A 21955-nucleotide genomic window follows, 5' to 3' on the forward strand; every position below is an offset into this window, starting at 1 on the left:
GGGTTCCGGGGCGGTTTTCCGGCAGGATAGGAGGAACTGTTCATCGCAACGAGAGGTCCCGGATGCCCGAAGGACAGGTGCTCGAATTCACGAATGTGACGAAGCGCTTCAACGAGGTGACGGCCGTCTCGGACTTCTCCGCACGGGTCGAGCCCGGCGCGGTCACTGCTTTCCTCGGCCCCAACGGTGCGGGCAAGACGACGACCCTGCGCATCCTGCTCGGCCAGGTGCGCGCCACGTCCGGCACCGCCACGATCGGCGGCGTCGCGTACGCCGAGCTGCGCCAGCCGCTGCGCACCATCGGCGCGGTGCTGGAGGAGACGGCTTACCGTCCACGCCGCACGGCCAGCCGTCAGCTCACGATCGCCGCGAAGGCCAACGGCATCCGCCTGGCGCGCGTCGACGAGGTCATCTCCCTCGTCGGCCTGGAGGGCGAAGCGGACACGCGCATCGGCGGATTCTCGCTCGGCATGCGTCAGCGCCTCAGCGTGGCCCACGCACTCCTCGGCGACCCGGGAGCGCTCGTCTTCGACGAGCCGGCGAACGGTCTCGACCCGGAGGGCATCCGCTGGATGCGCCTGCTGATGCGTCGTCTCGCCGACGAAGGCCGCACGGTCCTGGTCTCCTCCCATGTGCTCAGCGAGATCGAGCAGGTCGCCGACCACGTGCTCGTGCTCTCCAAGGGACGCCTCGTGCTGTCCAGCGGCATCGAGACACTGGCCGACCCGGCCGGCGGTTCGGTGGTGGTCGATTCCGTCGATCGCCCCGGCCTCACGACCGCCCTGGTCGCCGCGGGATTCGACATCGAGGTGCTCCGCTCCGGTCTGACCGTGCGGGGGACGGACGCGAGCCGGGTGGGCGCCGTTGCGGCGGACGCCGGTATCGCTCTCAGCACCCTCGTGCAGCGCGGTCCGACGTTGGAGGATGTGTTCATCGACCTCATGCGGGGCGGGCGCTTCGACACCGCCCCGGCGCTCGATCAGACGGAGTCTCCGACGGAGGCCGATGCCGAGGTGGAGGCCGAGTCCGCGACCGACGCCGAGGCGCCTGCGGAGGAAGCTCCGACGGACGCCGTGTCGACGGATGAGGCCGCCGCGGGCACCGCCGCTGCGGCTCTCGCAGCCGGCGGCACCGCCGCCCTCGCCGACGACCTGACGACTCAGGCCACGGGCCCCGTGACCTCCGGGACGATCGCCGCCGACGCCGCCCCGACGGAGCAGGCGGAGGTGGAGGTCGCGGCGGACGAGGATGCGACCCGCGCTCTTCCCGTCGTCGCCGCGGACGCCGACACCACCCGGATCCTGCCGGTGATCGACGCGGCCGAAGACACGCAGCCTGCAGAGGCGGAACACGCCGAAGAGGGCGCGGACACGGAGGCCGAGGACGCGCCGTCGTTCGACGACATCCTCTTCGGTGCGCCCGCGCCCGCCGCCGAGTCCCCGCGGCGGTCCTTCGCCGCCCTGTTCGCAACGGCGTCTGCGGACGCGGAGGCCGAGTCGTCCGCGCAGCCGGCGGCGACGGACGCACCCGGCGAGACCGAGTCCGAGACCGAGTCCGAGTCGCCGTCGACGACCGACGATACCCCCGCCGAGGCCGTCGGCTCCGCTGCCGATGCACCGGCCGACAGCCCGAGCACCGACGCGCCCGACAGCGCCTCCGGTGACGAGGAGCCCGCGGGGGTGGAGTTCTTCACCGGCCTGGACGCCTCGTCGGCGGACGACGAGACCGCGCCGTCCGAGGACACCGCCGAGGCCGCAGCGCAGGGCGAGGACGCCTCTCCTGCGTCCGACGACGACCCGCGATCGGCCGCCGTGAGCTCGATGCTGGCCGCCGCCGCGCGTGCCTACTACGAGGACGAACCGCGCGACTACCCGCTCGCTCCGGCGGAGGAGACGTCGTCCGCCGAGGGGGCTCCGCAGGACGAGATCGGGAGCGACGAGTCTGCAGACGACACGGAGACCACGGCGGAACAGCACACCCCCGCGGACGACCGTGGGGACGAGCACCACGACGACGAACACCGCGACTGAGCCCCCGCACAGCAGAACGCCCTCCCGGTCCACCGGGAGGGCGTTCTGCATCCGGGATCAGGCCGGACGTGGTCGGATGACCGGGCGCCGGCTGCCCTTCGACACCGGGGTCGGAGCCGTGGCGACGATCTCCTCGACCGTCGTGGGCTCCTCGGAGACCGGGAGGCGCAGCGCCTGCGTCAGCGCGAGGCCGTGCCGTGTGGTCAGGATCAGGCGGTTGTACTGCGGGTCGCCTTCGAGATCGACGACCACGCTGGGGCGTCGGCGGCGGATCAGCACGAAGTCGAGGCTGCCTGCCGCTTTCCAGCTCCCGGCTGCTAGGACGCCCGGGATGTGCGTACCCGGGTTGGGGACTCCGCGGAGCCAGGTCCAGGCGTCATCCGTCAGCTGGACCTTGGTGATCGTGTCGCGCACGATGCGGACGTTCTCGCGGTGGAAGGTGGCGGCACGTTCGATGGGCGAGAGCACGACCTCGAGTTGCGTCTGGTCCAGCAACAACGTCACCATGCCCCCAGTCTGCCAGCGCCGTCCTCCCGGTTGGCTGGAAGTTGCTCACAGGAACGCAACGATCCCTTGTCGGAATCCCCCACGCTCCGCGCGCACAACTCCTTCGCGAGAACAGGCTCCCGCGCAGGAACAGGCGCTGCCGCGGGCGTAAGCCTGACTCCGCGCGAAGGCCTGATGCGGACGACCTCGCGACCACCGCTCCCTCCGCAGGCATCCGCGCGGCATCAGGCAACAGGGTCCAGCGGTGCCTGTTCCCGCGCGGACGCCGGTCCTCGCGGGAGAAAGGCAGCGGCGGCGGCGGTCAGGGGCGCGCGGTGGCGGCCGCCTGAGCGGCGTGCGGCAGGGCTTCCTCGATCCGCTGGAGCTCGTCCTCGCCGTGCGCGGCGGTGAGGAACCAGGCCTCGAAGACGCTCGGCGGCAGCGCGACGCCGTGCTCGCGCATCGCGTGGAAGAACGCCGCGTACCGGAACGACTCCTGCGCCTGCGCCTCGGCATAGTCGCGCGGGGCCGAGGCGCGGAACGATGCGCTGAAGAGGTTCCCGGCGGACGCCAGAGAGTGGGTCACCCCGGCGTCGGCGAGCGCGCGGTCGAGGGCCGAGGAGACCCGGGCCGCCGCGGCATCGACCGTCGCGTAGACCTGCGGCGTCGCGAGGCGGAGCGTGGCCAGGCCCGCGGCCACCGACAGCGGGTTCCCCGAGAGCGTGCCCGCCTGGTAGACGGGGCCGAGCGGCGCGAGGAGATCCATGACCTCGGCACGACCACCGAGCGCCGCGAGCGGCATACCGCCGCCGACGACCTTGCCGAAAGTCAGGATGTCGGGGAGGTAGTCCTCCCCCGCCTGCGCCTGGAGCCCCCAGAAACCCGCGGGGTGCACCCGGAAGCCGGTGAGGACCTCGTCGAGGATCATCAGAGCGCCATGGGCGTGCGCGGTCTCCGCGATGAGGCGGTTGAAGCCCGGCAGCGGAGGGACGACGCCCATGTTCGCGGCCGAGGCCTCCACGATGACGGCCGCGATGCGGGGACCGTGCTCGGCGAAGACGGCGGCGAGCGCCTCGGGGTCGTTGTAGCGGATCACGAGCGTCTGCGCGGCGATCGGCGCGGGCACGCCGGCCGAACCGGGCAGCGCGAGCGTGGCGACCCCGGAGCCCGCCTCGGCGAGCAGGCCGTCGGAGTGGCCGTGATAGTGACCCGCGAACTTCACGAGCAGATCACGGCCGGTCGCGCCGCGGGCGAGGCGGATCGCGGTCATGGTGGCCTCGGTGCCGGTCGAGACGAGACGGACGCGCTCCACGGGACGGATCTCGCCGAAGCGCACGCGGTCGGCGATGAGCGCGGCGAGCTCGACCTCCCCTTCGGTCGGCGCGCCGAAGGAGAGCCCGCGGGTGGCGGCCTCTTGGACGGCGGCGACGACCTCGGGCTGCGCGTGTCCGAGCAGTGCGGGACCCCAGGACGCGACGAGGTCGACGTACTCGCGACCCGCGGCGTCGGTCACGGTGGCACCGCGCGCCGAGGCGAGGAACCGCGGCGTCCCGCCGACCGACCCGTAGGCCCGCACCGGAGAGTTCACCCCGCCGGGGATCACCGCACGGGCGGCAGAGAAAAGGTCGTCATTGCGGTCGGTCATCGAGGCTCCTCCGTGATGCACGGCGCTCTCCCGGCATCCCTTCCAGGCTAACCCGCCCCCTGCCCTTCCGAGGCCGCGGCCGACGAAGGCTCAGCCGCGCAGCCAGCGGGCCGCTTCGGTGGCCCAGTACGTCAGCACCGCGTCGGCGCCCGCCCGGCGGATCGACAGCAGCGACTCGAGGACCGCGGCGCGCCGATCGATCCAGCCGTTCGCGGCGGCGGCCTCGATCATCGCGTACTCGCCCGACACCTGGTACGCCCAGACCGGGACGGTCACGGCGTCGCGGACCTCGCGGAGCACGTCGAGGAAGGCCATCGCCGGCTTCACCATGACGATGTCCGCGCCCTCGTCCTCGTCGACCAGCGCCTCCCGCACGCCCTCGCGACGGTTGCCGGGGTCGAGCTGATACGTGCGGCGGTCGCCCTGGAGCTGCGAGTCCACGGCCTCGCGGAACGGGCCGTAGAACGCGCTCGCGTACTTCGCGGCGTACGCCAGGATGAGGGTGTCGGTGAAGCCCTCGGCGTCGAGCGCCTGACGGATCACGGCGACCTGGCCGTCCATCATCCCGGACAGCCCCAGCAGCTGCGATCCCGCACGTGCCTGGGCGAGGGCCATCGAGGCGTACCGCTCCAGGGTCGCGTCGTTGTCCACCGAACCGTCTGCGGCGAGGACGCCGCAGTGACCGTGATCGGTGAACTCGTCGAGGCAGAGGTCGGTCTGCACGACGAGCGCGTCGCCGACCTCGGCCGCCAGCGCCTCGGTGGCGACGTTCAGGATGCCCTGCGGGTCGTCCGCACCGGAGCCTCGCGCGTCACGGACCGCGGGAACGCCGAACAGCATGACGCCGCCCACTCCGGCCTCGGCGGCCTCGACGGCCGCGGAACGCAGCGAGTCGATCGAGTGCTGGGCGATGCCGGGCATCGACCCGATGGCGACCGGCTCGCTGATCCCCTCGCGGACGAAGAGCGGGAGCACGAGCTGACGCGGCTCGAGAGAGGTCTCACGCACGAGGTCGCGGACGGCGCGCGACTGACGCAGTCGGCGCAGACGGATGTCGGGGAAGCTCACGGCGCGAACTCGTCTGCCGCGTGCGGAAGGGTGAACTGCGACACGGCATCGATCAGCGCATCGATGGTCTGCCGATCGGCGACCACCGAGACGGGCAGGCCGGCGCGCTCGGCGTCCTTGGCCGTGCGCGGGCCGATCGCCGCGAGCAGCGTCTCGTCCGGGATCTCGGGGAACTGCTCCCGCACCTGCTCGGCCACCGAACCGCTGGTGATGAGGATCGCGTTGATCCGGCCGTTCTCGACGTCGCGGCGGATGCGCTCCGTCACCGGAACGCCGACCGTGCGATAGGCGACGACGCCGTGCACGTCGTGTCCTGCGTCGGACAGCAGGATGCTCAGGACGGGCTTGGCGATCTCGCTGCGCAGCGCCAGGATGCGGCGGGGCTCGTGCTCCAGAGCGATGAGCTGCTGCGCCATGCCCTGCGCGGAGTTGTCCTGTTCGGGGACCAGGGCCACCTCGTAGCCCACGGCCTGCAGCGCCGCGGCCGTCGTCTCCCCCACGGCCGCGATCTTCGTGGTCTTCGGCACGACGGCACGGTGGGCGAACAGCACATCCACCGTGGTCGCGCTCGTGACGGTCAGCCAGTCGAACTCGCCGGCCGCGAGCTGCTCCAGCGCGCGGTCGAGGGTCGCCTGATCCGTGGTCGGAGCGAAGTTGATGAGCGGGGCGACGACGGGGACGGCGCCGAGAGCGCGGAGGCTCGCGGCGACGCTGTCGCCCCAGGGGCCGCCACGGGGCACGAGGATGCGCCAGCCGTCCAGCGGTCGGTCCTGCTTGCTTTCAGAAGTGGTCATGACAATTCGGATTGCTCTTGAGGGACGAGGTCGGCCGCCCCTTGATCGAGCAGCCGACGGGCAACAGCGAGCCCGAGCTCACGCGCTGCGTGCATCGGGTCTGCACCATCGGCAGCATCCGCACCATTGCCACTGCCGTTCCGATGAATATACTCCCCGTTCAGGGCTTCCGTGACGTCCAGACCGATCCGCCGACCGCCGTCCGGGGCGTAGACGACCGTCCTGACGCGGATCTCGGAGTCCTGGACGACGGCGTGCGCCGCCATGGGGGCTTGACAACCGGCGTCCAGTCCCTCCAGCATGGCGCGCTCGACGGTGATGGCGAGCCGGGTCTCCCGATGATCCAGCGCCGACAGTGCCGTGCGCAGCTCCTCCGGCGCGTCCGCCCGTGTCTCGACGGCCAGGGACCCCTGGCCGGGAGCGGTCGGCCATTCCGCGAGGCCGAGCTCCTCGCGATGCAACGGCGAGTCCGTGCCGAGGCGCGAGAGGCCCGCGGCGGCGAGGATCACGGCATCCAGCTCTCCGGAGGCGACGCGCGCGAGACGGGAGTCGACGTTGCCGCGGATGTCGACGACGTGGGCGCGGGGCGCACGACGGTGGACCTGGGCGATGCGTCGCGGCGACCCGGTACCCACGGCGCTCCCCGCCGGGAGCTCGTGCAGGGGAATGCCGTGGCGGGTGAGCACGACGTCGCGGGCGTCTTCCCGCCGGGGCGTCGCGGCGATGACGAGCGACTCCGGAACCGCGGTCGGGAGGTCCTTCAGCGAGTGCACGAGGAAGTCGCACTCGCCGGCGAGGAGGGCTTCGCGGAGACGGGTGGCGAAGATGCCGAGGCCGCCGATCTCCGACAGCGAGGCGCGGTTGGTGTCGCCCTCGCTGGTGATCGGGACGAGTTCGACGCGACGACCGGTGACCTTCTCCAGTGCGGCGGCGACATGACCGGACTGCGCCTGCGCGAGCGCGCTGCGACGGGTGCCGAGACGGATGGGGGTGCTCATGGCGCTTACTGCAGCACGTCCGCGATCTCGTCGAAGCGCAGGCGGCGCCCGGTGTAGAACGGCACCTCCTCCTTCACGAACATGCGGGCGTCGGTGTAGCGGAGATCGCGCATCATGTCGACGAGATCGGTCAGCTCGTCGGCCTCGAGCGGCAGCAGCCACTCGTAGTCACCGAGGGCGAAGGAGGCCACGGTGTTGGCGATGACGCCGGTGAATGCCGCACCCTTGCGCCCATGATCGGCGAGCATCGCACGACGCTCGCTCTCCGGGGCGAGGTACCACTCCGGCGTGCGGACGAACGGGTAGAGGCAGAGCCAGTCCTTGGGCTCGATGCCGCGCAGGAAGCCGGGGACGTGCGCGCGGTTGAACTCCGCGTCACGGTGAACGCCCATGACGTTCCACACCGGGAGGAGCGAGCGCAGCATCTCGGTGCGGCGCAGGCGGCGGAGAGCCTTCTGCAGCTCCTCGGCGGTAGCGCCGTGCAGCCACACCATGAGGTCGGCGTCGGCCTTGAGCCCGGAGACGTCGTAGAAGCCGCGGACGGTGACGCCGGAGTCCTCGATGTGCGAGACGATCGACTCGAGCTCGGTCGCATCGTTCTCGGTCACGGGGGCGTCGGGGTTGCGTCGCCAGACGGCCCAGAGGGTGTAACCGGACGGGTTCTCTTCGCGCAGGTCGGACATGATCCCAGTCTGCCCCCTTTGCGGAGGCGCCGCTAATCAGGGGAATACTGCCCCCGCCCGAGGGCGGTGCGGGGGTCGCTCAGCGCGCGATGGCGCGGGCGATGGCCCACACGGCCCCGCCGACGGCGGCGGCGATCCCGACCGTCGCGGCAATCGCGGCAACCGGGTTGCGGTCGGCGAACACACGCGCCTTGACGGCGGCCCGCGCCGACGCCTTCTCGACGCGCCGCGGGATGTTCCCCTTGACCTCGATGGCGGCGAGGGCCGCCTTCAGCTCGGCGCGCGCGGAGGCGACGGGATCGACGATTCCCGCGGGGACCGCGGTGCGCGGCAGCGACTCAGGGGTGCTCATCGCCGGCCTCCTTCACGATTCGGATGTCTTCGGCCACGGCCTGTGCCGGGTTCTGGCGACGGAGCACCTTGCGGAACTTCAGGATGCCGAGCAGTGCGAACAGCAGCACGGCGATGATGAGGATGCCGAACACCGCCAGAGCGGACAGCCACACCGGCCACCATGACGCCAGTCCCGCGATCGCGAACACGAGGATGACGGGCACGGCCCAGAACAGGAAGAACAGCGCGACGAGGAACCAGACGGAGCCGACCCCCGCGTCCTTCGCGGTGCGCGACACCCACGCCTTGGCCGCGTCGATCTCGGCCTTGACGAGATTGGTGACGAGCTCCGGCAGGTCGCCGAGCAGCGTCAGCAGACTGTCGTCGGCGCGATCCCGATATCCGCGGGGCATGTCAGTCGTCGGACTTCCGCGGGGCGGGCTTCTTCGCGGCCGGCTTCGAGGCAGCGGGTTTCTGGGCCTCGGCGGCGCGCTCCTTGACCTCGTCGACCGCGTCCTCCGCGGCGTCCGAGATCTCCTCGGCCGCGTCCTTGCCGGAGGCGATGACGGCATCGAGCTTCTGCCCGGGCGTGCCGTCCCCGGTGACCGACTTGACGATCTTCACGGCGCCGGTCCAGACGGCGCCCGGAACCGCGGCGGCCTTGTCGCCGACGAAGCCCTTGACCTTGTCGACGCGCTCCTGCACGGGGTCGGTGTTCCAGACCTTCAGCCACTGCGTCTTGATCTGCTCGTAGCGCTCGCGTCCTGCGCGGGTGCCGAGCACATAGCCGACGCCGAGTCCGACGACGAGTCCGATCTTCCCCTTCATGGGGTCTCCTCACGTTGTTCCGGCTGTGGTCCGTCCCGGGGGACGCCGATCGCCCGCGTCTCCACCGCGATCAGGTACCCAGCGTAACGCCGTATGCCGATTTCGGCATCAATCGATCAGAGGGTTGACACGGAGCCGCCGAGCGCACTCGCGCGTGCTCGGCGGACGCTCAGTCCCAGAGGAGAGCGCGGCGCAGGCGGTCCGCCTCCTCCACAGCATCCGGCACGACCTGCGCGAGCCCCGTGCCCGCGAGCCAGGCACCCACAGCGGCCAGCCCTGGCACGGCCTGCACGGCCTGACGCGCCGCGGCACGCCGCTCCCCCGAGCCGATGATCGACGCGGGCTGTGCCTGCACGAAGCGCCCACGATGACCCGCCACGACCTGGTCGGGCGACAGCGGGACACCCAGGAGCGCCGAGGCCTCCCGACGGGCGAGGTCGATCGCGGCCTCGTCATCCAGCGCCGCGGTGGCCGCCGGTTCCCCCTGCGCACCGAAGGAGACGCGGACCACCTCACGGTCGCCCGCGGCCTCCCGCACCCACGACCACTTCGCCGTGGAGTGCGTGAGCGCCTTCGCCGTGTGGCTGTGCGGGACGGTGAGCACGCCGGTGCCGCGGGGCGGGGTGCGCAGCGCGGGCGCATCGAGCAGCAGACTGATGATCTCGATCTCGGGGGCGAGCGCGGCGTCGGCGGCCGCGAGGGCAGGCACGACGCCCGCGAGCAGTTCCCGCGCCGTGTGCTCGGAGGTCGCGACGATCACCGCGTCGGCGACGAGTTCCGCCTCCTGGGTCGCCTCCTCCCCCTCGATCGGCTCGTCTGCGTCGGGCTCCTCGACCACGATGCGCCAGGTGGTGCCGTCGGTGGTGAGACGACGGGCTCGGACGCGAGTGCGGACGGTCGCACCGAGTTCGTCGAGGTCGGCTGCGAGGGCGTCGACGAGCTCGCTCATGCCGCCGACGAGGCCCTCCACGGCGGCACCCGGAGTCTTCGCGCCGCGCGACGCACCCTCTCCGCGGAGGGCCAGCACCGCACCGGACAGGGATCCGACGCGGGTCAGGGCGGCGTTGAGTCCGGGGGCGGCGACATCGATGTCCACGTCGTCCGGGGAGGCGGAGTAGACCCCCGTGGTGACAGGCGCGACGAGGCGGTCACGCACCTTCTCCCCCATGCGCGAGGCGACGAGGCGACCGAGGCTGAGCTGGTGCCCGATCGTGAGCGGCGGGCGCACCCGGTCGAGATAGGCCCGCCAGGCGCCGGACCAGCCGATGATGCGGCGGACGTCGTCCTGGAACGGGTTGCCGGGGATGCCGAGGATGCCGCCGGCCGGGAGCGGAGCCGCGCCACCGCCGGGGAGTCCGGCGAGCCACGCCCCTCCCGCCTGCGGCGTCACGACGCGGTCGGAGAGGCCGAGGTCGTCCACGAGTGCCCGGACATGGCCGCCCTTCGTCGCGTAGCTCTCCGCCCCGGCGTCGACGACGACCCCGTCCAGGGCGACCCGACGGATCACGCCGCCCAGGGCCTCGGACCCCTCGAGCAGCGTCACCCGCATGCCGACCTTCGCGCACTCGCGGGCGGCCACCAGTCCGCCGACGCCACCGCCCACCACGACGACGTGCTTCCGTGCGGCGCGGGCGGCAAGGTCGGCCGGTTCGGCGGGTGCGGGGTGCTCGGGGCTCATGCCTCCATCCTTTCACCGCCCCTGTGCTTCGAATCGCCCGATTGGCCGGATAATCGCCGCCGATGCCGCCAGGTGCGCGATTCGAACGGAGGTCAGGCCCGACCGCGCTTGCGGACCTCGCGGAGCACGATCTGCTCGGGGCAGACGGTGGAGAGGAAGTCGCCGACGGAGAGGGCGAGGCGCTCGCCGACGAGCGAGTAGAAGATGCGGTTGGCGTCGCGACGCTCGCTGACGAGGCCCGCCTGCCGGAGCACGCTCAGGTGCCGGGAGATGGTCGGTCCGCTCGCGGAGAACCGGGACGCGATCTCCCCCGCGGCGAGCTCCCCCTCCTTGAGGTCCTGCAGGATCTGCCGCCGGGTGGGATGGGCGAGCGCCGCGAAGATGTCGGATGCGCTGTCGGCCATGCTTGCAATATAGCACCTTCGCTAGATACAGTTTCGCCAGGTAGCTAATTAGCGAAGGAGAACACCATGAAGGTCGCCATCACCGGAGGCAGTGGATTCGTCGGCCGCGCCCTCGCCGATCGCCTGGAGGAGCCCGTGGTGATCTCCCGACGCTCCGGAACGGACGTCACGGACGTCGACGCGCTGACCGCGGCCTTCGCCGGATGCGACGCGGTGGCCCACTGCGCCGGGATCAACCGGGAGATCGGCGACCAGACCTTCCGCCGCGTGCACGTGGAGGGGACGGCTGCCGTCGTCGAAGCCGCCCGCCGCGCCGGTGTCCGACGCCTCGTCATGGTGAGCTTCCTCCGCGCCCGTCCCGACTGCGGCTCCGGCTACCACGAGTCGAAGTGGGAGGCCGAGGAGATCGTCCGCGGCTCCGGGCTGCCGCACACGATCCTGAAGTCCGGGATGATATACGGCCCCGGCGATCACATGGTCGACCACGTGACCCGCGCCGTCCGCACCCTCCCCTTCTTCTGGACGGTCGGCTACCGCGAACGCACCGCCCGCCCGGTCCCGGTCGAGGACGCCGCGGACGTGCTGGTGGCCGCGCTGGAGGGGCGGATCCCGGAGCCGACGGTTGCGGTGATGGGCGCGGACGAGATGACGCTCGGAGAGGCCATCCGCCGGATCGCCCGTGTCGCCGGACGCCGCCCCGCCTTCCTCCCGGTGCCGACCTGGGTCGTACGGGTGCTCGCGCAGCTCACGGAGTGGACCATGGTCGTGCCCCTAGTGGCGAAGGCGCAGGCGCGGATGCTCGCGGAGGGTGTGAGCGAGCCGGCCCCGTGGGCGCCGGAGCCGCCGGAGGACATCCGCCCCTCACGGCCGTTCGACGAGGACAGCATCCGCGCGGCACTGCCCACCGGGCGCTTCGGCCTGTCGGACCTGCGGCTGGCGCGCGCGCTTCGAATCGCCTGATTTGCTGCATCTGGGCCGCAGATGCCGCAAAGCAGGCGATTCGAACGGAGGTCAGCCGGCGTGCACGAGCTCGACGATGCGCGTGAGCTGATCGGGGTCGGTCTCCGGGGGCACGCCGTGGCCGAGGTTGAGGATGTGCCCGCGGGCCGCGCGACCGCGCTCGAGCACGTCGCGGACATGCGCCTCGAGCACCGGCCACGGCGCGCCGAGGAACGCGGGATCGATGTTGCCCTGCACCGAGACGTCGGGGCCGAGGATCGCGGCGGCCTCATCGAGGGGCAGGCGCCAGTCGACCCCCACACCGTCCGCGATGCCGTCGAGCCGCATATCGCCGAGGAAGGGACCGGTGCCGACGCCGAAGTGGATGGTCGGGACGCCGATGCCGTCCAGAGCGGTCCGTGAGTGCGGCGCCACGAAGGCGCGGTAGTCGGCGGGGCTGAGCGAGCCCGCCCAACTGTCGAAGAGCTGCACGACCGCGGCGCCCGCATCGCGCTGCGTCTCCAGGAACCGCCGCGAGATCTGCGCCAGCCAGCCCGCGAGACGGTGCCAGGCCTCGGGCTCCGCGTGCATCATGCCGCGGGCGCGCAGGTGCTCCTTGGACGGACCGCCCTCGACGAGGTACGCGGCGAGCGTGAAGGGGGCTCCCGCGAAGCCGATGACCGGGGTGTCGCCGAGCTCCGCGACGACGATGCCGACAGCCTCCGCGATCGCGCTGCCGTCCAGGCTCTCCGGATCGATCGCCGTGATGCGGTCGACGTCCGCGACCGTCCGCACCGGGTTCGCGAAGACGGGGCCGCGGCCGGGCTCGATCTCGACCTCCACGCCGGCGAGACGCAGCGGGATGACGATGTCGCTGAAGAACACCGCCGCGTCGACGCCGTGCCGTCGGACCGGCTGGAGGGTGATCTCGGCGGCGAGGTCAGGAGTGAGGCAGGCGTCGAGCATCCTCGTGCCGACCCGCAGCTCCCGGTACTCGGGCAGGGAGCGGCCGGCCTGGCGCATGAACCAGACCGGAGCGGTGGCGGGGCGGTCGCCGGTGAGGGCGCGCAACAGCGGGGCGTCGGAGAGTGCCATGCGTCCATCCTCCCATCCGGCGTATAGGGAGCAGCCGAGTCTCGGCTTCGGATGCTCGGGTACAATCGAAGGGTGCTGCTGTGTGTGACGGCGAGTCACAAGACCGCCTCCTTCGAACTGCTCGAACGCCTGAGCCGCACCCCCGACGACGTCGCTCCCACCATCGTGGGCATGGCGCCGTGCGTGCAGGGTGCCGTGGTCCTGGCGACGTGCAACCGCTTCGAGGCGTACGTGGAGATGGACGAGCCGGTGACAGCGGCCGGCGCCATCGGCGTGGAAGCCGTGATCGAGGCGGTCGAGTCCGCGACCGGCATCTCCGCCGCCGATCTCGACGGCGCCTATGCCGTGCACTCCGGCCGCCGCGTCGCCGAGCACCTGTTCTCCGTCGCCTCGGGCCTCGAGTCCGTCGTCTCCGGTGAGGGCGAGATCGCCGGCCAGGTCCGTCGGGCGCTCAAGTCCGCCCGGAAGGACGGCACCACCTCCCCCGAACTCGAGCGGCTGTTCCAGCGCGCGAGCCAGGCGCAGCGCAAGGTCAAGAACGTCACCGCCCTGGGCCGCGCCGGTCGCTCGCTCGTGCGCCTCGCGCTGGAGCTCGCCGACAGCCGCATCGCCGACTGGTCCGCCGAGCGCGTGCTGCTGGTCGGCACGGGCGCCTACGCGGCGGTCACCCTCGCGACCCTGCGCGAGCGCGGCGCCGTCGACATCTCCGTCTACTCCCCGTCCGGTCGCGCGGAGATCTTCGCAGCCAAGCACGACATCCGCCCGGTGCCGTCCGAGGAGTACGCCCGCACGGCGGCGCACTCCACGCTGCTGATCACCTGCACCACCGCGACCGAGCCCGTGCTCGGCCCGGAGCACCTGCAGCTCCCGGTCGGCCTCGCCGCCGCGGGCTGCCCCGTCGCCGCGACCAGCGGCACCACCGGGGTCCCGAGCCGGCTGGTGGTCGACCTCGGCATGCCGCGGAACGTCGACCCGGCCGTGGCCGCGCTGGAGGGCGTCGCGCTGCTCGACCTGGAGACCATCCGCCTGCACGCTCCGCTGGAGGAGCTGCAGGCGACGGACGCCGCCCGGAGCGTCGTCCGCGAAGCCGCGGAGACCTTCCACGTGGTCGGTGCCCGCCAGAGCGTGACCCCGTCGGTCGTCGCGTTCCGCTCGCACATCTTCGAACTGCTGGAGCGCGAGATCGATCGTGCGCGTGCGCGTGGCGACGAGGACGGCAAGGTCGAGCAGGCCCTGCGGCACCTCTCGGGCGTGCTGCTGCACACGCCGACCGTGCGGGCTCATGAGCTCGCCGCCGCCGGTCGCGCGGACGAGTTCGCCGCCGCGCTGTCGACGCTGTACGGGATCACCCCTGCCGCGGACGCCGTCGAGGACGCCGCCACAGCCTGATCCCGTGTGAGCGAGACGGGAGGCGCTGTCCTCCACATCGCCGGAGACACCGCCCCGACGCCTGTGGAACGAGAGCCGCTGGTGCTGCAGGTCGACATGCTGATGGACCGGACCGCGAGAACCATGGGCTGCGGGAGGATCCGCGCTGTGGGAGCGTGGGGCACGAGGAGGTGCGAATGACACAGGATCTGTACTCGGACGCGAGGCTGTACGACCTCCTGTTTCCGACGAGCGAGGCAGCCGTGGATTTCTACCGAGCCGAAGCCGACCGCGTGGGCGGTCGTGTGCTCGAGCTCGGATGCGGAACTGGTCAGAAGCTGATACCGATCGCGGCCGACGGGCACCCGAGCGTCGGCCTCGACCTGTCGCTCGACATGCTGGATGTGGCGCGTCAGAAGGCTGACGAGCGCGGCGTGTCCGTCGAGTGGCAGCACGGCGACATGCGCGACTTCGACCTGGGCGACGAGTTCGACCTCATCTTCATCGCGGGCAACGCTCTGCTGCACCTGCACGAGGCTGACGACATCGTGCAGTGCTTCCGCGCGGCACGGCGGCACCTCGCGCCCGGCGGACGGTTCGCTTTCGACGTCTTCCATCCCGACGTGCGGCTCCTGGCTGACGCCGACGGCGTCCGGCGCCCGCGCACGACATTCGCCGATCCCGACCGCGGCGACGTCCGCGTGGACGTCGCGGACGCCTACGATGCCGCCGCACAGGTGACGCGCGGCACCTGGTACTTCTCGACGGATTCCGAGCCCGACTTCCAGACGGTGTCCATCGAGGTGCGGAGCATCTTCCCCCAAGAACTGCCGGTACTCCTTGCGCATGCCGGACTCCGACTGGTCGAGCGCTTCGGCAGCTGGGACGGCAGCCTCTTCGGGGCGGGCTCCTCGACCCAGCTCTGCATCTGCGAATCCGCCACCCCGTAGTGAGAGAGGATGGGACTCATGGCCCTTCACATCACCGGAGACACCGCCGCCGACGCCCTGCTGACCGAGAACCCGACGGCTCTGCTGATCGGCATGCTGCTGGACCAGCAGATCCCCATGGAGACCGCGTTCACCGGACCGCTCAAGATCGAGCAGCGGACGGGAGCCGCCGATGCCGCGGCGATCGCCGGGATGGCACCCGAGGAGTTCCTGGAGGCCTTCCGGCAGACCCCCGCGGTGCACCGGTTCCCGGGCGCCATGGCGACGCGGGTGCAGACGCTGTGCCAGGCGCTCGTCGACGACTGGGACGGGGACGCCGCCGCCCTGTGGACGCGCCCGTCGACAGGCTCAGGGGCCCAGCCGAGCGGTGCCGAGGTGCTCAAACGCCTCAAGGCCCTTCCCGGCTTCGGTGAGCAGAAGGCGAAGATCTTCCTCGCCCTCCTCGGCAAGCAGTACGGGTTCACCGGCGAAGGGTGGCGCGAGGCCTCGGCCCCGTATGGCGAGGACGGGTCGTACCGCAGCGTCGCCGACATCGTGTCGCCGGAGTCGCTGACGAAGGTGCGCGAGCACAAGAAGGCGATGAAGGCCGCGGCGAAGGCGGCGAAGTAGTGCAGCCGACCGGGGACGACGTCGCGGGGCTGATCGCCCGCTCCTCCCCGGCCGTGCGTCGCCGTGATGCGGAGACGCTGACCGCTCTCCTGCAGGACATCACCGGGCGCGAGCCGCAGACCTGGGGGTCGATCATCGGGTTCGGCTCCTGTCACTACCGCTATCCCACCGGGACGGAGGGCGACAGCGGCATACTGAGCTTCGCCCCCCGGAAGGCCGCGACCACGATCTACCTCCTCGACGGGGTGGACGCCTAGGTCGAGTCCGCGGCGACGCGCGCATGCACCTGACGGTCACGTCGTAGCTCTCGTCCTGTCGCCGAGACCCCGGGTTCCCGCCGAACCCCGGCGTGCGGACGTGCGGAGCCCGGGGTCTCGGCGGGAAGGCGGGGTCTCAGGCGGTGGCCACCCCCTCTTCAACCTGCACGCGCCGTGCGTCCGCCGCGTGACGACGCCACCGCCGGTCGTGCGTCACCGTGACGACGGCGGCGGGATGGTCGACAAGGGCGCCCTCGAGCTGCTCCACGAGCTCGGGATCGAGGTGGTTCGTCGGCTCATCGAGCAGCAGCAGATCGAACGGCGACGCCAGGGCGACCGCGAGATCCAGCCGCCGACGCTGCCCGACGGAAAGAGCCCGCACGTCGCGCTTCACCTCCGACCCGCGGAAGAGTCCATGAGCCAGGAGAGCGCCCTGTGCGTCCACCGGCGGCGTCCCGGTCCGAGCCGCGAACACCTCGACGGCGGAACCCCGCAGGCGCGCGTCGACCTCCTGCCGGAGGAACGCGATCCGCAGCCCGTCCCCGCGGACGAGCGTCCCGGATGCGGGGAGGAGCTCGCCGGCGAGGAGGCGGAGGAGTGTCGTCTTCCCGGCTCCGTTCGGCCCGGTCATGAGCCACCGCGAACCGGCCTCGATCGTCCACCGCGACACGTCGAGCCGTCGTCCCGGTGCGCGGAGGGAGACGGCATCGAGGGTCAGGAGCGGGTCGTCGAGCGGTGCCCGATCCTCTGCCGCGACCACGAACCGCAGCGGCTCGGGCGGCGCCGGGCACGGGTTCTCCCGCAGCCGCGACAACCTCTCCTTCGCCATGCGGATGCGTCCGACGGCACCGTGGTCGCGGCTCCGCGCCCGGAACGCGCCATGACCGAAGCCGTCGAGTTCGAGCTTGCGCGGGATCGACTGCAGCCGGAACGCGTTGGCGGCGAGCAGGGCCTCGGTGCGGGCGACGTCGGCCTTCCACTCCTCGTGGCGCGCAGCCGCCGCCCGGCGTTCCGCCTCGCGCGCCCGCAGGAAGCCGGCGTAGCCATCGCCGTAGCGCCGGATCCGTCCGTCCTCCACCTGCGCGACAGCCTTCGCGAAACGGTCCAGGAAGTCACGATCGTGCGTCACGACCACCAGCGCTCCCCGGTGCGCCGCGAGACGCTCCTCGAGCCAGGCCAGCGCGCGGTCGTCGAGGTCGTTCGTGGGCTCGTCGAGGAGCAGCAGCTCGGCTCCGGAAGAGAGGGCGACCGCGAGAGCGAGCCGCGCCCGCTCTCCGCCCGACAGCGCGGCCACCGGTCGCCCGCGATCCAGCCCGCCCACTCCGAGCTGTTCGAGGGCGGTGTCGATGCGATGGTCGACCCCGTATCCGCCGCGGGACTCGAGACGGTCCTGCAACAGGGCCACGGCGGTCATCTGCTGCGCACGCTCGGAAGGGGTCGCGGCGGCGAGGAGGTCGTAGGCATGGCCGAGTTCGCGCTCCAGCGCGCGGAGGTCGCCGAGGAGCTCGTCGATGGCGTCGGCCACCGTCGCTCCCTCCGCGAACACCGGATTCTGCCGGACGTGCGCGATCCCACCGGGAAGGTCGATCCGCACATCCCCGGACGTCGGCGCGAGAGAACCTGCGAGCAGATCGAGCAGCGTCGACTTCCCCGCGCCGTTGTCGCCGATGACGGCGAGGCGGTCGGTGGGGGCGACGACGAGGTCGATCCGGTCCAGGACGAGTCGGTCGGCGAACCGGACGGAGGCGGCCTGCAGCGCGCACTCGCGATGAGCGCGGGCCGAGGACTCGGAAGGGGTCGAGAGTACAGGGAACATGAGGGGTCCTCTCCAGCGGCGCACGCGCACCGCCGGGATCTGCGTCGATGACGCGGGGAACAGGAACCTCGACCGCACCCGGAGTCGGGCGCGTTCGCTCAGGACCCACCGCGGAGAGGATCTCTCGACGCGGCGTCCCGATCTAGCGAATCAGAGTACCCACGAGGAGCGACCATAGCAGGGTCGCTCAGCGCCCGCCAGACCCCGTTTTCTCGCCGAGACCCCGACGCGTGCCCGCATGCAACCCGGGGTCTCGGCGAGGACCCGGGGTCTCAGCGTCAATGGCGGGGGCGGGAGGAGAGGCGGGGGAGGGCGAAGAGGAGGATGATCGCGAGGACGATGCCGCGGACGATCCAGAGGCCGGGCTCCCAGATCACCTCGTAGTTCCCGGGGAGGCCGAGGAACGCGGCGATGATGGAGCCCCACGACGCGCGACCGCTGCTGTCGGTGTCGATCGAGAGTCCACCCACGATGCTCAGCACGCCCAGGCTCAGCAGCACGATCGGCATGATGAGGGCGCCGGGCTTCGCCTCCCCGCGCGCGATCAAGCGGATCACGGTCACGATCGAGACGAGGGGGAACACGAAGAAGAACCAGACGAGGGCCCCGAGCAGCAGCCCCACGACGATGAAGACCGGCACCCAGAGGAGCATCCAGGGGCCTTCGTCGGCGATGAAGTAGTCGGGGTCGCGGAGGATCGCGACGACGAAGCCCGCCAGGGTGCCCAGCGGCAGCACCGCGAGAACCCACCAGAACACGGCCTTCGGCACGCGTTTCCGGTCCCCCAGCCGCGTCATCACGATCTGGATGATGACCGCCGCCGCGAGCGCCGGAATGCCGAACATCGCGATGATGGGCCCGGCGCCGTCGTTCTCCCGCAGGTCGAGCACCGTGAGGATCATCCATGACACGGCGAGCGCCCCGAGCACGATGGCCGCGACCGGACGCACGGGCGAGGCTTCTCGCCGTGCGCCGGCTCCCCCCGGTACTGTCACGTCAGGCGCCGCGGAGGCGCTCCGTCAGGTAGGCGTGCAGCTCGTCGATCGGGACGCGCTCCTGCGCCATCGTGTCGCGGTCGCGCACGGTCACGGCACGGTCGTCGAGCGAGTCGAAGTCGACCGTGACGCAGAACGGCGTGCCGATCTCGTCCTGGCGGCGGTAGCGGCGGCCGATCGCACCGGCGTCGTCGAAGTCGACGGCCCACGAGCCGCGGAGCGTGTCGGCGACCTCGCGGGCGAGCGGCGACAGGTTCTCGTTGCGCGACAGCGGGAGCACCGCCGCCTTGACCGGAGCCAGGCGCGGGTCGAGCTTGAGCACGGTGCGGGTGTCGGTGCCGCCCTTGGCGTTGGGCACCTGCTCCTCGACGTACGCGTCGACGAGGAAGGCCATCATCGCGCGGGTCAGGCCGAAGGACGGCTCGATCACGTACGGCGTATAGCGCTCGCCCGTGGCCTGGTCGAAGTAGGTCAGGCTCTGGCCGGAGGCCTCGCTGTGGCTGGAGAGGTCGTAGTCGGTGCGGTTGGCGACGCCCATGAGCTCGCCCCACTCCTTGCCTGCGAAGCCGAAGCGGTATTCGACGTCGATGGTGCCGGCCGAGTAGTGCGCGCGGTCCTCCTCCGGCACGTCGAACTGGCGCATGTTCTCCGGGTCGATGCCGAGGTCGATGAACCAGTTCCAGCACGCCTCGACCCAGTGGTCGAACCACTGCGGCGCCTCGGCGGGCGGCGTGAAAAACTCGATCTCCATCTGCTCGAACTCGCGGGTGCGGAAGATGAAGTTGCCGGGGGTGATCTCGTTCCGGAACGCCTTGCCGACCTGGCCGATGCCGAACGGCGGCTTCTTGCGGCTCGCGGTGAGCACGTTCGAGAAGTTCACGAAGATGCCCTGCGCGGTCTCGGGGCGCAGATAGTAGAGGCCGGACTCGTCATCGACGACGCCGAGGTACGTCTTCACCAGACCGGAGAAGGCCTTCGGCTCGGTGTACTGCCCCTTGGTGCCGCAGTTCGGGCAGGGGATGTCGGCGAGACCGTTCTCGGCCTTGCGGCCCTTGCGCGCCTCGAAGTCCTCGATGAGGTTGTCGGCACGGAAGCGCTTGTGGCACTGCAGGCACTCGACGAGCGGGTCGGTGAAGGTCGCGACGTGACCCGAGGCCTCCCACACGCGCTTCGGCAGGATGATGCTGGAGTCGAGGCCGACCATGTCGCCGCGGCCGCGCACGAAGGTCTGCCACCACTGCCGCCGGATGTTCTCCTTCAGCTCGGTGCCGAGGGGTCCGTAGTCCCAGGCCGACCGGGAACCGCCGTAGATCTCACCCGCCTGGAAGACGAAACCGCGGTGGCGGGCGAGGGCGATGACCTTGTCGAGGCGGGACTGTTCGGCCACGGTGGCTCCAATGGTCGGATGCGGAGAATGCCCGTGAGCACGGGCACCCCCATTCTATCCGGGGCCTGAGCGCAACCCCTGGCCGCGGGACCCGCGGGAGGAGTACCGTCCCACGCATGAGCACCACCGCGCAGCCGCCCGCCTCCCGCGACGAGGACACCCGCTTCTTCGGACAGCCGTGGTCGCTCGTGCACATCTTCGGCGTGGAGATGTGGGAGCGCTTCAGCTTCTACGGCATGCAGGGCATCCTGCTCATCTACCTGTACTTCTCGGTGGCCGATGGCGGCCTCGGCCTCCCGGAAGCGGTGGCGGGCGGGATCGTCGGCGCGTACGGCGGCTCGGTGTACCTGTCCACGATCCTCGGGGCCTGGCTCGCCGATCGACTGTTCGGCTCCGAGCGGGTGCTGTTCGTCAGCGCCATCGTCATCGTCTCGGGCCACCTCGCCCTCGCACTCCTGCCGGGGTTCGTCGGCGTCGGGGTCGGACTCGTGCTCGTGGCCCTGGGCTCGGGCGGTCTGAAGGCCAACGCCACGTCGGTCGTGGGGACGCTGTACCGTCCGGACGACGAACGACGCGACGCCGGGTTCTCGCTGTTCTACCTCGGCATCAACCTCGGCGCCTTCCTCGGTCCGATCCTCACCGGACTGCTCCAGTCGACCCTGGGCTTCCACTGGGGGTTCGGCCTCGCCGCCCTCGGCATGACGCTGGGTCTCGTGCAGTACTCGTTCGGCCGCCGCGGCCTGCCCGCCTCCGCGCGCGAGGTGCCGAACCCGCTCCCCCGCGCGCGCTACCCGCTCGTCGCCGGCATCGCGGTCGGTGCGGTCGTCGTGATCGCGGTGCTCGTGCTGACCGGAGTCATCCAGGCCGACAACCTCGCCACCATCGTGATCGCGGTCACCGTGATCGCCGCAGTCGCCTACTTCGCGGTGATCCTCGGCAGCCGCCGCATCGATGCCACCGAGCGCTCGCGGGTCTGGGGGTTCCTGCCGCTGTTCCTCACGAGCGTCGCGTTCTGGTCGCTGTACCAGCAGCAGTTCACGGTGCTGACGATCTACTCCGACAAGCGACTCGACCGCGACCTGTTCGGGTGGGAGATGCCGGTGTCGTGGGTGCAGTCCATCAACCCGGTGTTCATCATCATCCTGTCCGGGGTCTTCGCGGCGATCTGGACGAAGCTGGGGAAGCGCCAGCCGTCGACCCCCGTCAAGTTCGGACTGGCCGCCATCATCATGGGCTCTGCGTTCCTGCTGTTCCTGCCGTTCTCCGGCGGCGGTGCGAACTCCACGCCGCTGCTCGCGATCGTCGGCATCCTCTTCGTGTTCACGGTCGCCGAGCTGCTGCTCTCGCCCGTGGGGCTGTCGGTGACGACGAAGCTCGCCCCGACCGTGTTCCACACGCAGATGGTCGCGCTGTTCTTCCTGTCGATCGCCCTCGGCACCGCCATCTCGGGCGAGCTCGTGAAGTTCTACGATCCGGAGAACGAGGTGCCGTACTTCTCGATCCTCGGCGGCATCGCGATCCTCGTCGGCATCGGCCTGCTGCTGAGCGTGAAGCCCGTGCTGCGGCTCATGCGGGGCGTGCGGTGACGGCCC

22 protein-coding genes are annotated in these 21955 nt (G+C 71.3%); 7 read left to right on the forward strand and 15 right to left on the reverse strand.

Annotated features, from left to right (window positions below; all coding sequences use genetic code 11):
• Nucleotides 1-62 precede the first annotated feature (62 nt).
• Nucleotides 63-2030: an ATP-binding cassette domain-containing protein gene (locus tag BLU02_RS17670; protein ID WP_176573021.1), complete on the forward strand. Its 1968-nt coding sequence runs from the start codon at nucleotides 63-65 to the stop codon at nucleotides 2028-2030.
• Nucleotides 2031-2087: 57 nt separating this feature from the next.
• Here BLU02_RS17670 and BLU02_RS08445 read toward each other — a convergent pair whose 3' ends face one another.
• From BLU02_RS08445 to BLU02_RS08495, 11 genes are all read right to left on the reverse strand, one after another.
• Complete coding sequence (locus tag BLU02_RS08445) at nucleotides 2088-2537, reverse strand: hypothetical protein (RefSeq protein ID WP_025104866.1); 450 nt, start codon at nucleotides 2535-2537, stop codon at nucleotides 2088-2090.
• A gap of 301 nt (nucleotides 2538-2838) precedes the next feature.
• Complete coding sequence (hemL, locus tag BLU02_RS08450; RefSeq protein WP_060921537.1) at nucleotides 2839-4161, reverse strand: glutamate-1-semialdehyde 2,1-aminomutase; 1323 nt, start codon at nucleotides 4159-4161, stop codon at nucleotides 2839-2841.
• 90 nt (nucleotides 4162-4251) lie between these two features.
• Nucleotides 4252-5229, reverse strand: coding sequence for a porphobilinogen synthase (gene hemB / locus BLU02_RS08455; protein WP_060921536.1), 978 nt, complete (start codon nucleotides 5227-5229; stop codon nucleotides 4252-4254).
• Nucleotides 5226-6023, reverse strand: coding sequence for a uroporphyrinogen-III synthase (locus BLU02_RS08460; protein WP_060921535.1), 798 nt, complete (start codon nucleotides 6021-6023; stop codon nucleotides 5226-5228). Before BLU02_RS08460 ends, hemB begins: the two co-directional genes overlap by 4 nt.
• Entirely contained in the window at nucleotides 6020-7021 is a 1002-nt protein-coding gene (hemC, locus tag BLU02_RS08465; protein ID WP_060921534.1) for a hydroxymethylbilane synthase, read from the reverse strand. The genes BLU02_RS08460 and hemC overlap by 4 nt, the downstream gene beginning before the upstream one ends.
• Nucleotides 7022-7026: 5 nt before the next feature.
• The gene (gene hemQ, locus BLU02_RS08470; RefSeq protein ID WP_174521419.1) at nucleotides 7027-7704 is read right to left on the reverse strand and encodes a hydrogen peroxide-dependent heme synthase; all 678 of its coding nucleotides are present in this window, start codon (nucleotides 7702-7704) and stop codon (nucleotides 7027-7029) included.
• Nucleotides 7705-7783: 79 nt separating this feature from the next.
• Entirely contained in the window at nucleotides 7784-8056 is a 273-nt protein-coding gene (locus BLU02_RS08475) for a hypothetical protein (protein WP_060921532.1), read from the reverse strand.
• Entirely contained in the window at nucleotides 8043-8450 is a 408-nt protein-coding gene (locus BLU02_RS08480; protein WP_060921531.1) for a phage holin family protein, read from the reverse strand. Before BLU02_RS08480 ends, BLU02_RS08475 begins: the two co-directional genes overlap by 14 nt.
• Before the next feature lies 1 nt (nucleotide 8451).
• Nucleotides 8452-8865, reverse strand: a complete 414-nt coding sequence (locus tag BLU02_RS08485) for a hypothetical protein (protein ID WP_060921530.1) — start codon at nucleotides 8863-8865, stop codon at nucleotides 8452-8454.
• A gap of 169 nt (nucleotides 8866-9034) precedes the next feature.
• Nucleotides 9035-10543, reverse strand: coding sequence for a protoporphyrinogen/coproporphyrinogen oxidase (locus BLU02_RS08490; RefSeq protein ID WP_060921529.1), 1509 nt, complete (start codon nucleotides 10541-10543; stop codon nucleotides 9035-9037).
• A 92-nt stretch (nucleotides 10544-10635) separates the two neighbouring features.
• Complete coding sequence (locus BLU02_RS08495) at nucleotides 10636-10947, reverse strand: metalloregulator ArsR/SmtB family transcription factor (RefSeq protein ID WP_060921528.1); 312 nt, start codon at nucleotides 10945-10947, stop codon at nucleotides 10636-10638.
• 66 nt (nucleotides 10948-11013) lie between these two features.
• On the opposite strand from BLU02_RS08495, the gene BLU02_RS08500 reads away from it, so the two are divergent.
• A complete protein-coding gene (locus BLU02_RS08500; protein ID WP_060921527.1) occupies nucleotides 11014-11907 on the forward strand; it encodes an NAD(P)H-binding protein in 894 nt (297 codons plus the stop codon).
• Between the two features lie 51 nt (nucleotides 11908-11958).
• Here the strand turns inward: BLU02_RS08500 and hemE are convergent, their stop codons facing one another.
• Entirely contained in the window at nucleotides 11959-12981 is a 1023-nt protein-coding gene (hemE, locus tag BLU02_RS08505) for a uroporphyrinogen decarboxylase (protein WP_060921526.1), read from the reverse strand.
• Between the two features lie 72 nt (nucleotides 12982-13053).
• On the opposite strand from hemE, the gene BLU02_RS08510 reads away from it, so the two are divergent.
• The 4 genes from BLU02_RS08510 (at nucleotide 13054) to BLU02_RS08525 (ending at nucleotide 16165) form a co-directional block, all read left to right on the forward strand.
• Nucleotides 13054-14370 (forward strand): glutamyl-tRNA reductase, encoded by a 1317-nt coding sequence (locus BLU02_RS08510; protein WP_060921525.1) that lies wholly within the window; start codon nucleotides 13054-13056, stop codon nucleotides 14368-14370.
• 176 nt (nucleotides 14371-14546) lie between these two features.
• Nucleotides 14547-15299 carry a class I SAM-dependent methyltransferase gene (locus tag BLU02_RS08515; RefSeq protein WP_060921524.1) on the forward strand — a complete coding sequence of 251 codons (753 nt, stop codon included), beginning with the start codon at nucleotides 14547-14549 and terminating at the stop codon, nucleotides 15297-15299.
• Between the two features lie 18 nt (nucleotides 15300-15317).
• Nucleotides 15318-15908: an HhH-GPD-type base excision DNA repair protein gene (locus tag BLU02_RS08520; protein ID WP_060921523.1), complete on the forward strand. Its 591-nt coding sequence runs from the start codon at nucleotides 15318-15320 to the stop codon at nucleotides 15906-15908.
• A complete protein-coding gene (locus BLU02_RS08525) occupies nucleotides 15908-16165 on the forward strand; it encodes a hypothetical protein (RefSeq protein WP_082749976.1) in 258 nt (85 codons plus the stop codon). The genes BLU02_RS08520 and BLU02_RS08525 overlap by 1 nt, the downstream gene beginning before the upstream one ends.
• 136 nt (nucleotides 16166-16301) lie before the next feature.
• Here BLU02_RS08525 and BLU02_RS08530 read toward each other — a convergent pair whose 3' ends face one another.
• The 3 genes from BLU02_RS08530 to BLU02_RS08540 all read right to left on the reverse strand — a co-directional run bounded on the left by BLU02_RS08530 (nucleotide 16302) and on the right by BLU02_RS08540 (nucleotide 20363).
• Nucleotides 16302-17981, reverse strand: a complete 1680-nt coding sequence (locus BLU02_RS08530; protein WP_060921522.1) for an ABC-F family ATP-binding cassette domain-containing protein — start codon at nucleotides 17979-17981, stop codon at nucleotides 16302-16304.
• 278 nt (nucleotides 17982-18259) lie between these two features.
• Nucleotides 18260-18931, reverse strand: a complete 672-nt coding sequence (locus BLU02_RS08535) for a hypothetical protein (RefSeq protein ID WP_060921521.1) — start codon at nucleotides 18929-18931, stop codon at nucleotides 18260-18262.
• Nucleotides 18932-18977: 46 nt separating this feature from the next.
• Complete coding sequence (locus BLU02_RS08540; RefSeq protein ID WP_060921520.1) at nucleotides 18978-20363, reverse strand: glycine--tRNA ligase; 1386 nt, start codon at nucleotides 20361-20363, stop codon at nucleotides 18978-18980.
• A 116-nt stretch (nucleotides 20364-20479) separates the two neighbouring features.
• Between BLU02_RS08540 and BLU02_RS08545 the strand changes: the two genes are divergently transcribed.
• Nucleotides 20480-21949, forward strand: a complete 1470-nt coding sequence (locus BLU02_RS08545; RefSeq protein WP_060921519.1) for a peptide MFS transporter — start codon at nucleotides 20480-20482, stop codon at nucleotides 21947-21949.
• Nucleotides 21950-21955: the final 6 nt, after the last annotated feature.

The organism is Microbacterium paraoxydans (assembly GCF_900105335.1).
GTDB lineage: Bacteria > Actinomycetota > Actinomycetes > Actinomycetales > Microbacteriaceae > Microbacterium > Microbacterium paraoxydans.

Excerpts from the sequence above, each read along its gene's own strand:
- BLU02_RS08530 (WP_060921522.1), bottom strand. The coding sequence starts at position 17,981 with ATGTTCCCTGTACTCTCGACCCCTTCCGAGTCCTCGGCCCGCGCTCAT.
- BLU02_RS08485 (WP_060921530.1), bottom strand. The coding sequence starts at position 8,865 with ATGAAGGGGAAGATCGGACTCGTCGTCGGACTCGGCGTCGGCTATGTG.
- hemE (WP_060921526.1), bottom strand. The coding sequence starts at position 12,981 with ATGGCACTCTCCGACGCCCCGCTGTTGCGCGCCCTCACCGGCGACCGC.
- BLU02_RS08545 (WP_060921519.1), top strand. The coding sequence starts at position 20,480 with ATGAGCACCACCGCGCAGCCGCCCGCCTCCCGCGACGAGGACACCCGC.
- hemQ (WP_174521419.1), bottom strand. The coding sequence starts at position 7,704 with ATGTCCGACCTGCGCGAAGAGAACCCGTCCGGTTACACCCTCTGGGCC.
- BLU02_RS17670 (WP_176573021.1), top strand. The coding sequence starts at position 63 with ATGCCCGAAGGACAGGTGCTCGAATTCACGAATGTGACGAAGCGCTTC.
- hemC (WP_060921534.1), bottom strand. The coding sequence starts at position 7,021 with ATGAGCACCCCCATCCGTCTCGGCACCCGTCGCAGCGCGCTCGCGCAG.
- BLU02_RS08445 (WP_025104866.1), bottom strand. The coding sequence starts at position 2,537 with ATGGTGACGTTGTTGCTGGACCAGACGCAACTCGAGGTCGTGCTCTCG.
- BLU02_RS08515 (WP_060921524.1), top strand. The coding sequence starts at position 14,547 with ATGACACAGGATCTGTACTCGGACGCGAGGCTGTACGACCTCCTGTTT.
- hemL (WP_060921537.1), bottom strand. The coding sequence starts at position 4,161 with ATGACCGACCGCAATGACGACCTTTTCTCTGCCGCCCGTGCGGTGATC.
- BLU02_RS08480 (WP_060921531.1), bottom strand. The coding sequence starts at position 8,450 with ATGCCCCGCGGATATCGGGATCGCGCCGACGACAGTCTGCTGACGCTG.
- BLU02_RS08475 (WP_060921532.1), bottom strand. The coding sequence starts at position 8,056 with ATGAGCACCCCTGAGTCGCTGCCGCGCACCGCGGTCCCCGCGGGAATC.
- BLU02_RS08495 (WP_060921528.1), bottom strand. The coding sequence starts at position 10,947 with ATGGCCGACAGCGCATCCGACATCTTCGCGGCGCTCGCCCATCCCACC.
- BLU02_RS08520 (WP_060921523.1), top strand. The coding sequence starts at position 15,318 with ATGGCCCTTCACATCACCGGAGACACCGCCGCCGACGCCCTGCTGACC.
- BLU02_RS08460 (WP_060921535.1), bottom strand. The coding sequence starts at position 6,023 with ATGACCACTTCTGAAAGCAAGCAGGACCGACCGCTGGACGGCTGGCGC.
- BLU02_RS08490 (WP_060921529.1), bottom strand. The coding sequence starts at position 10,543 with ATGAGCCCCGAGCACCCCGCACCCGCCGAACCGGCCGACCTTGCCGCC.
- BLU02_RS08500 (WP_060921527.1), top strand. The coding sequence starts at position 11,014 with ATGAAGGTCGCCATCACCGGAGGCAGTGGATTCGTCGGCCGCGCCCTC.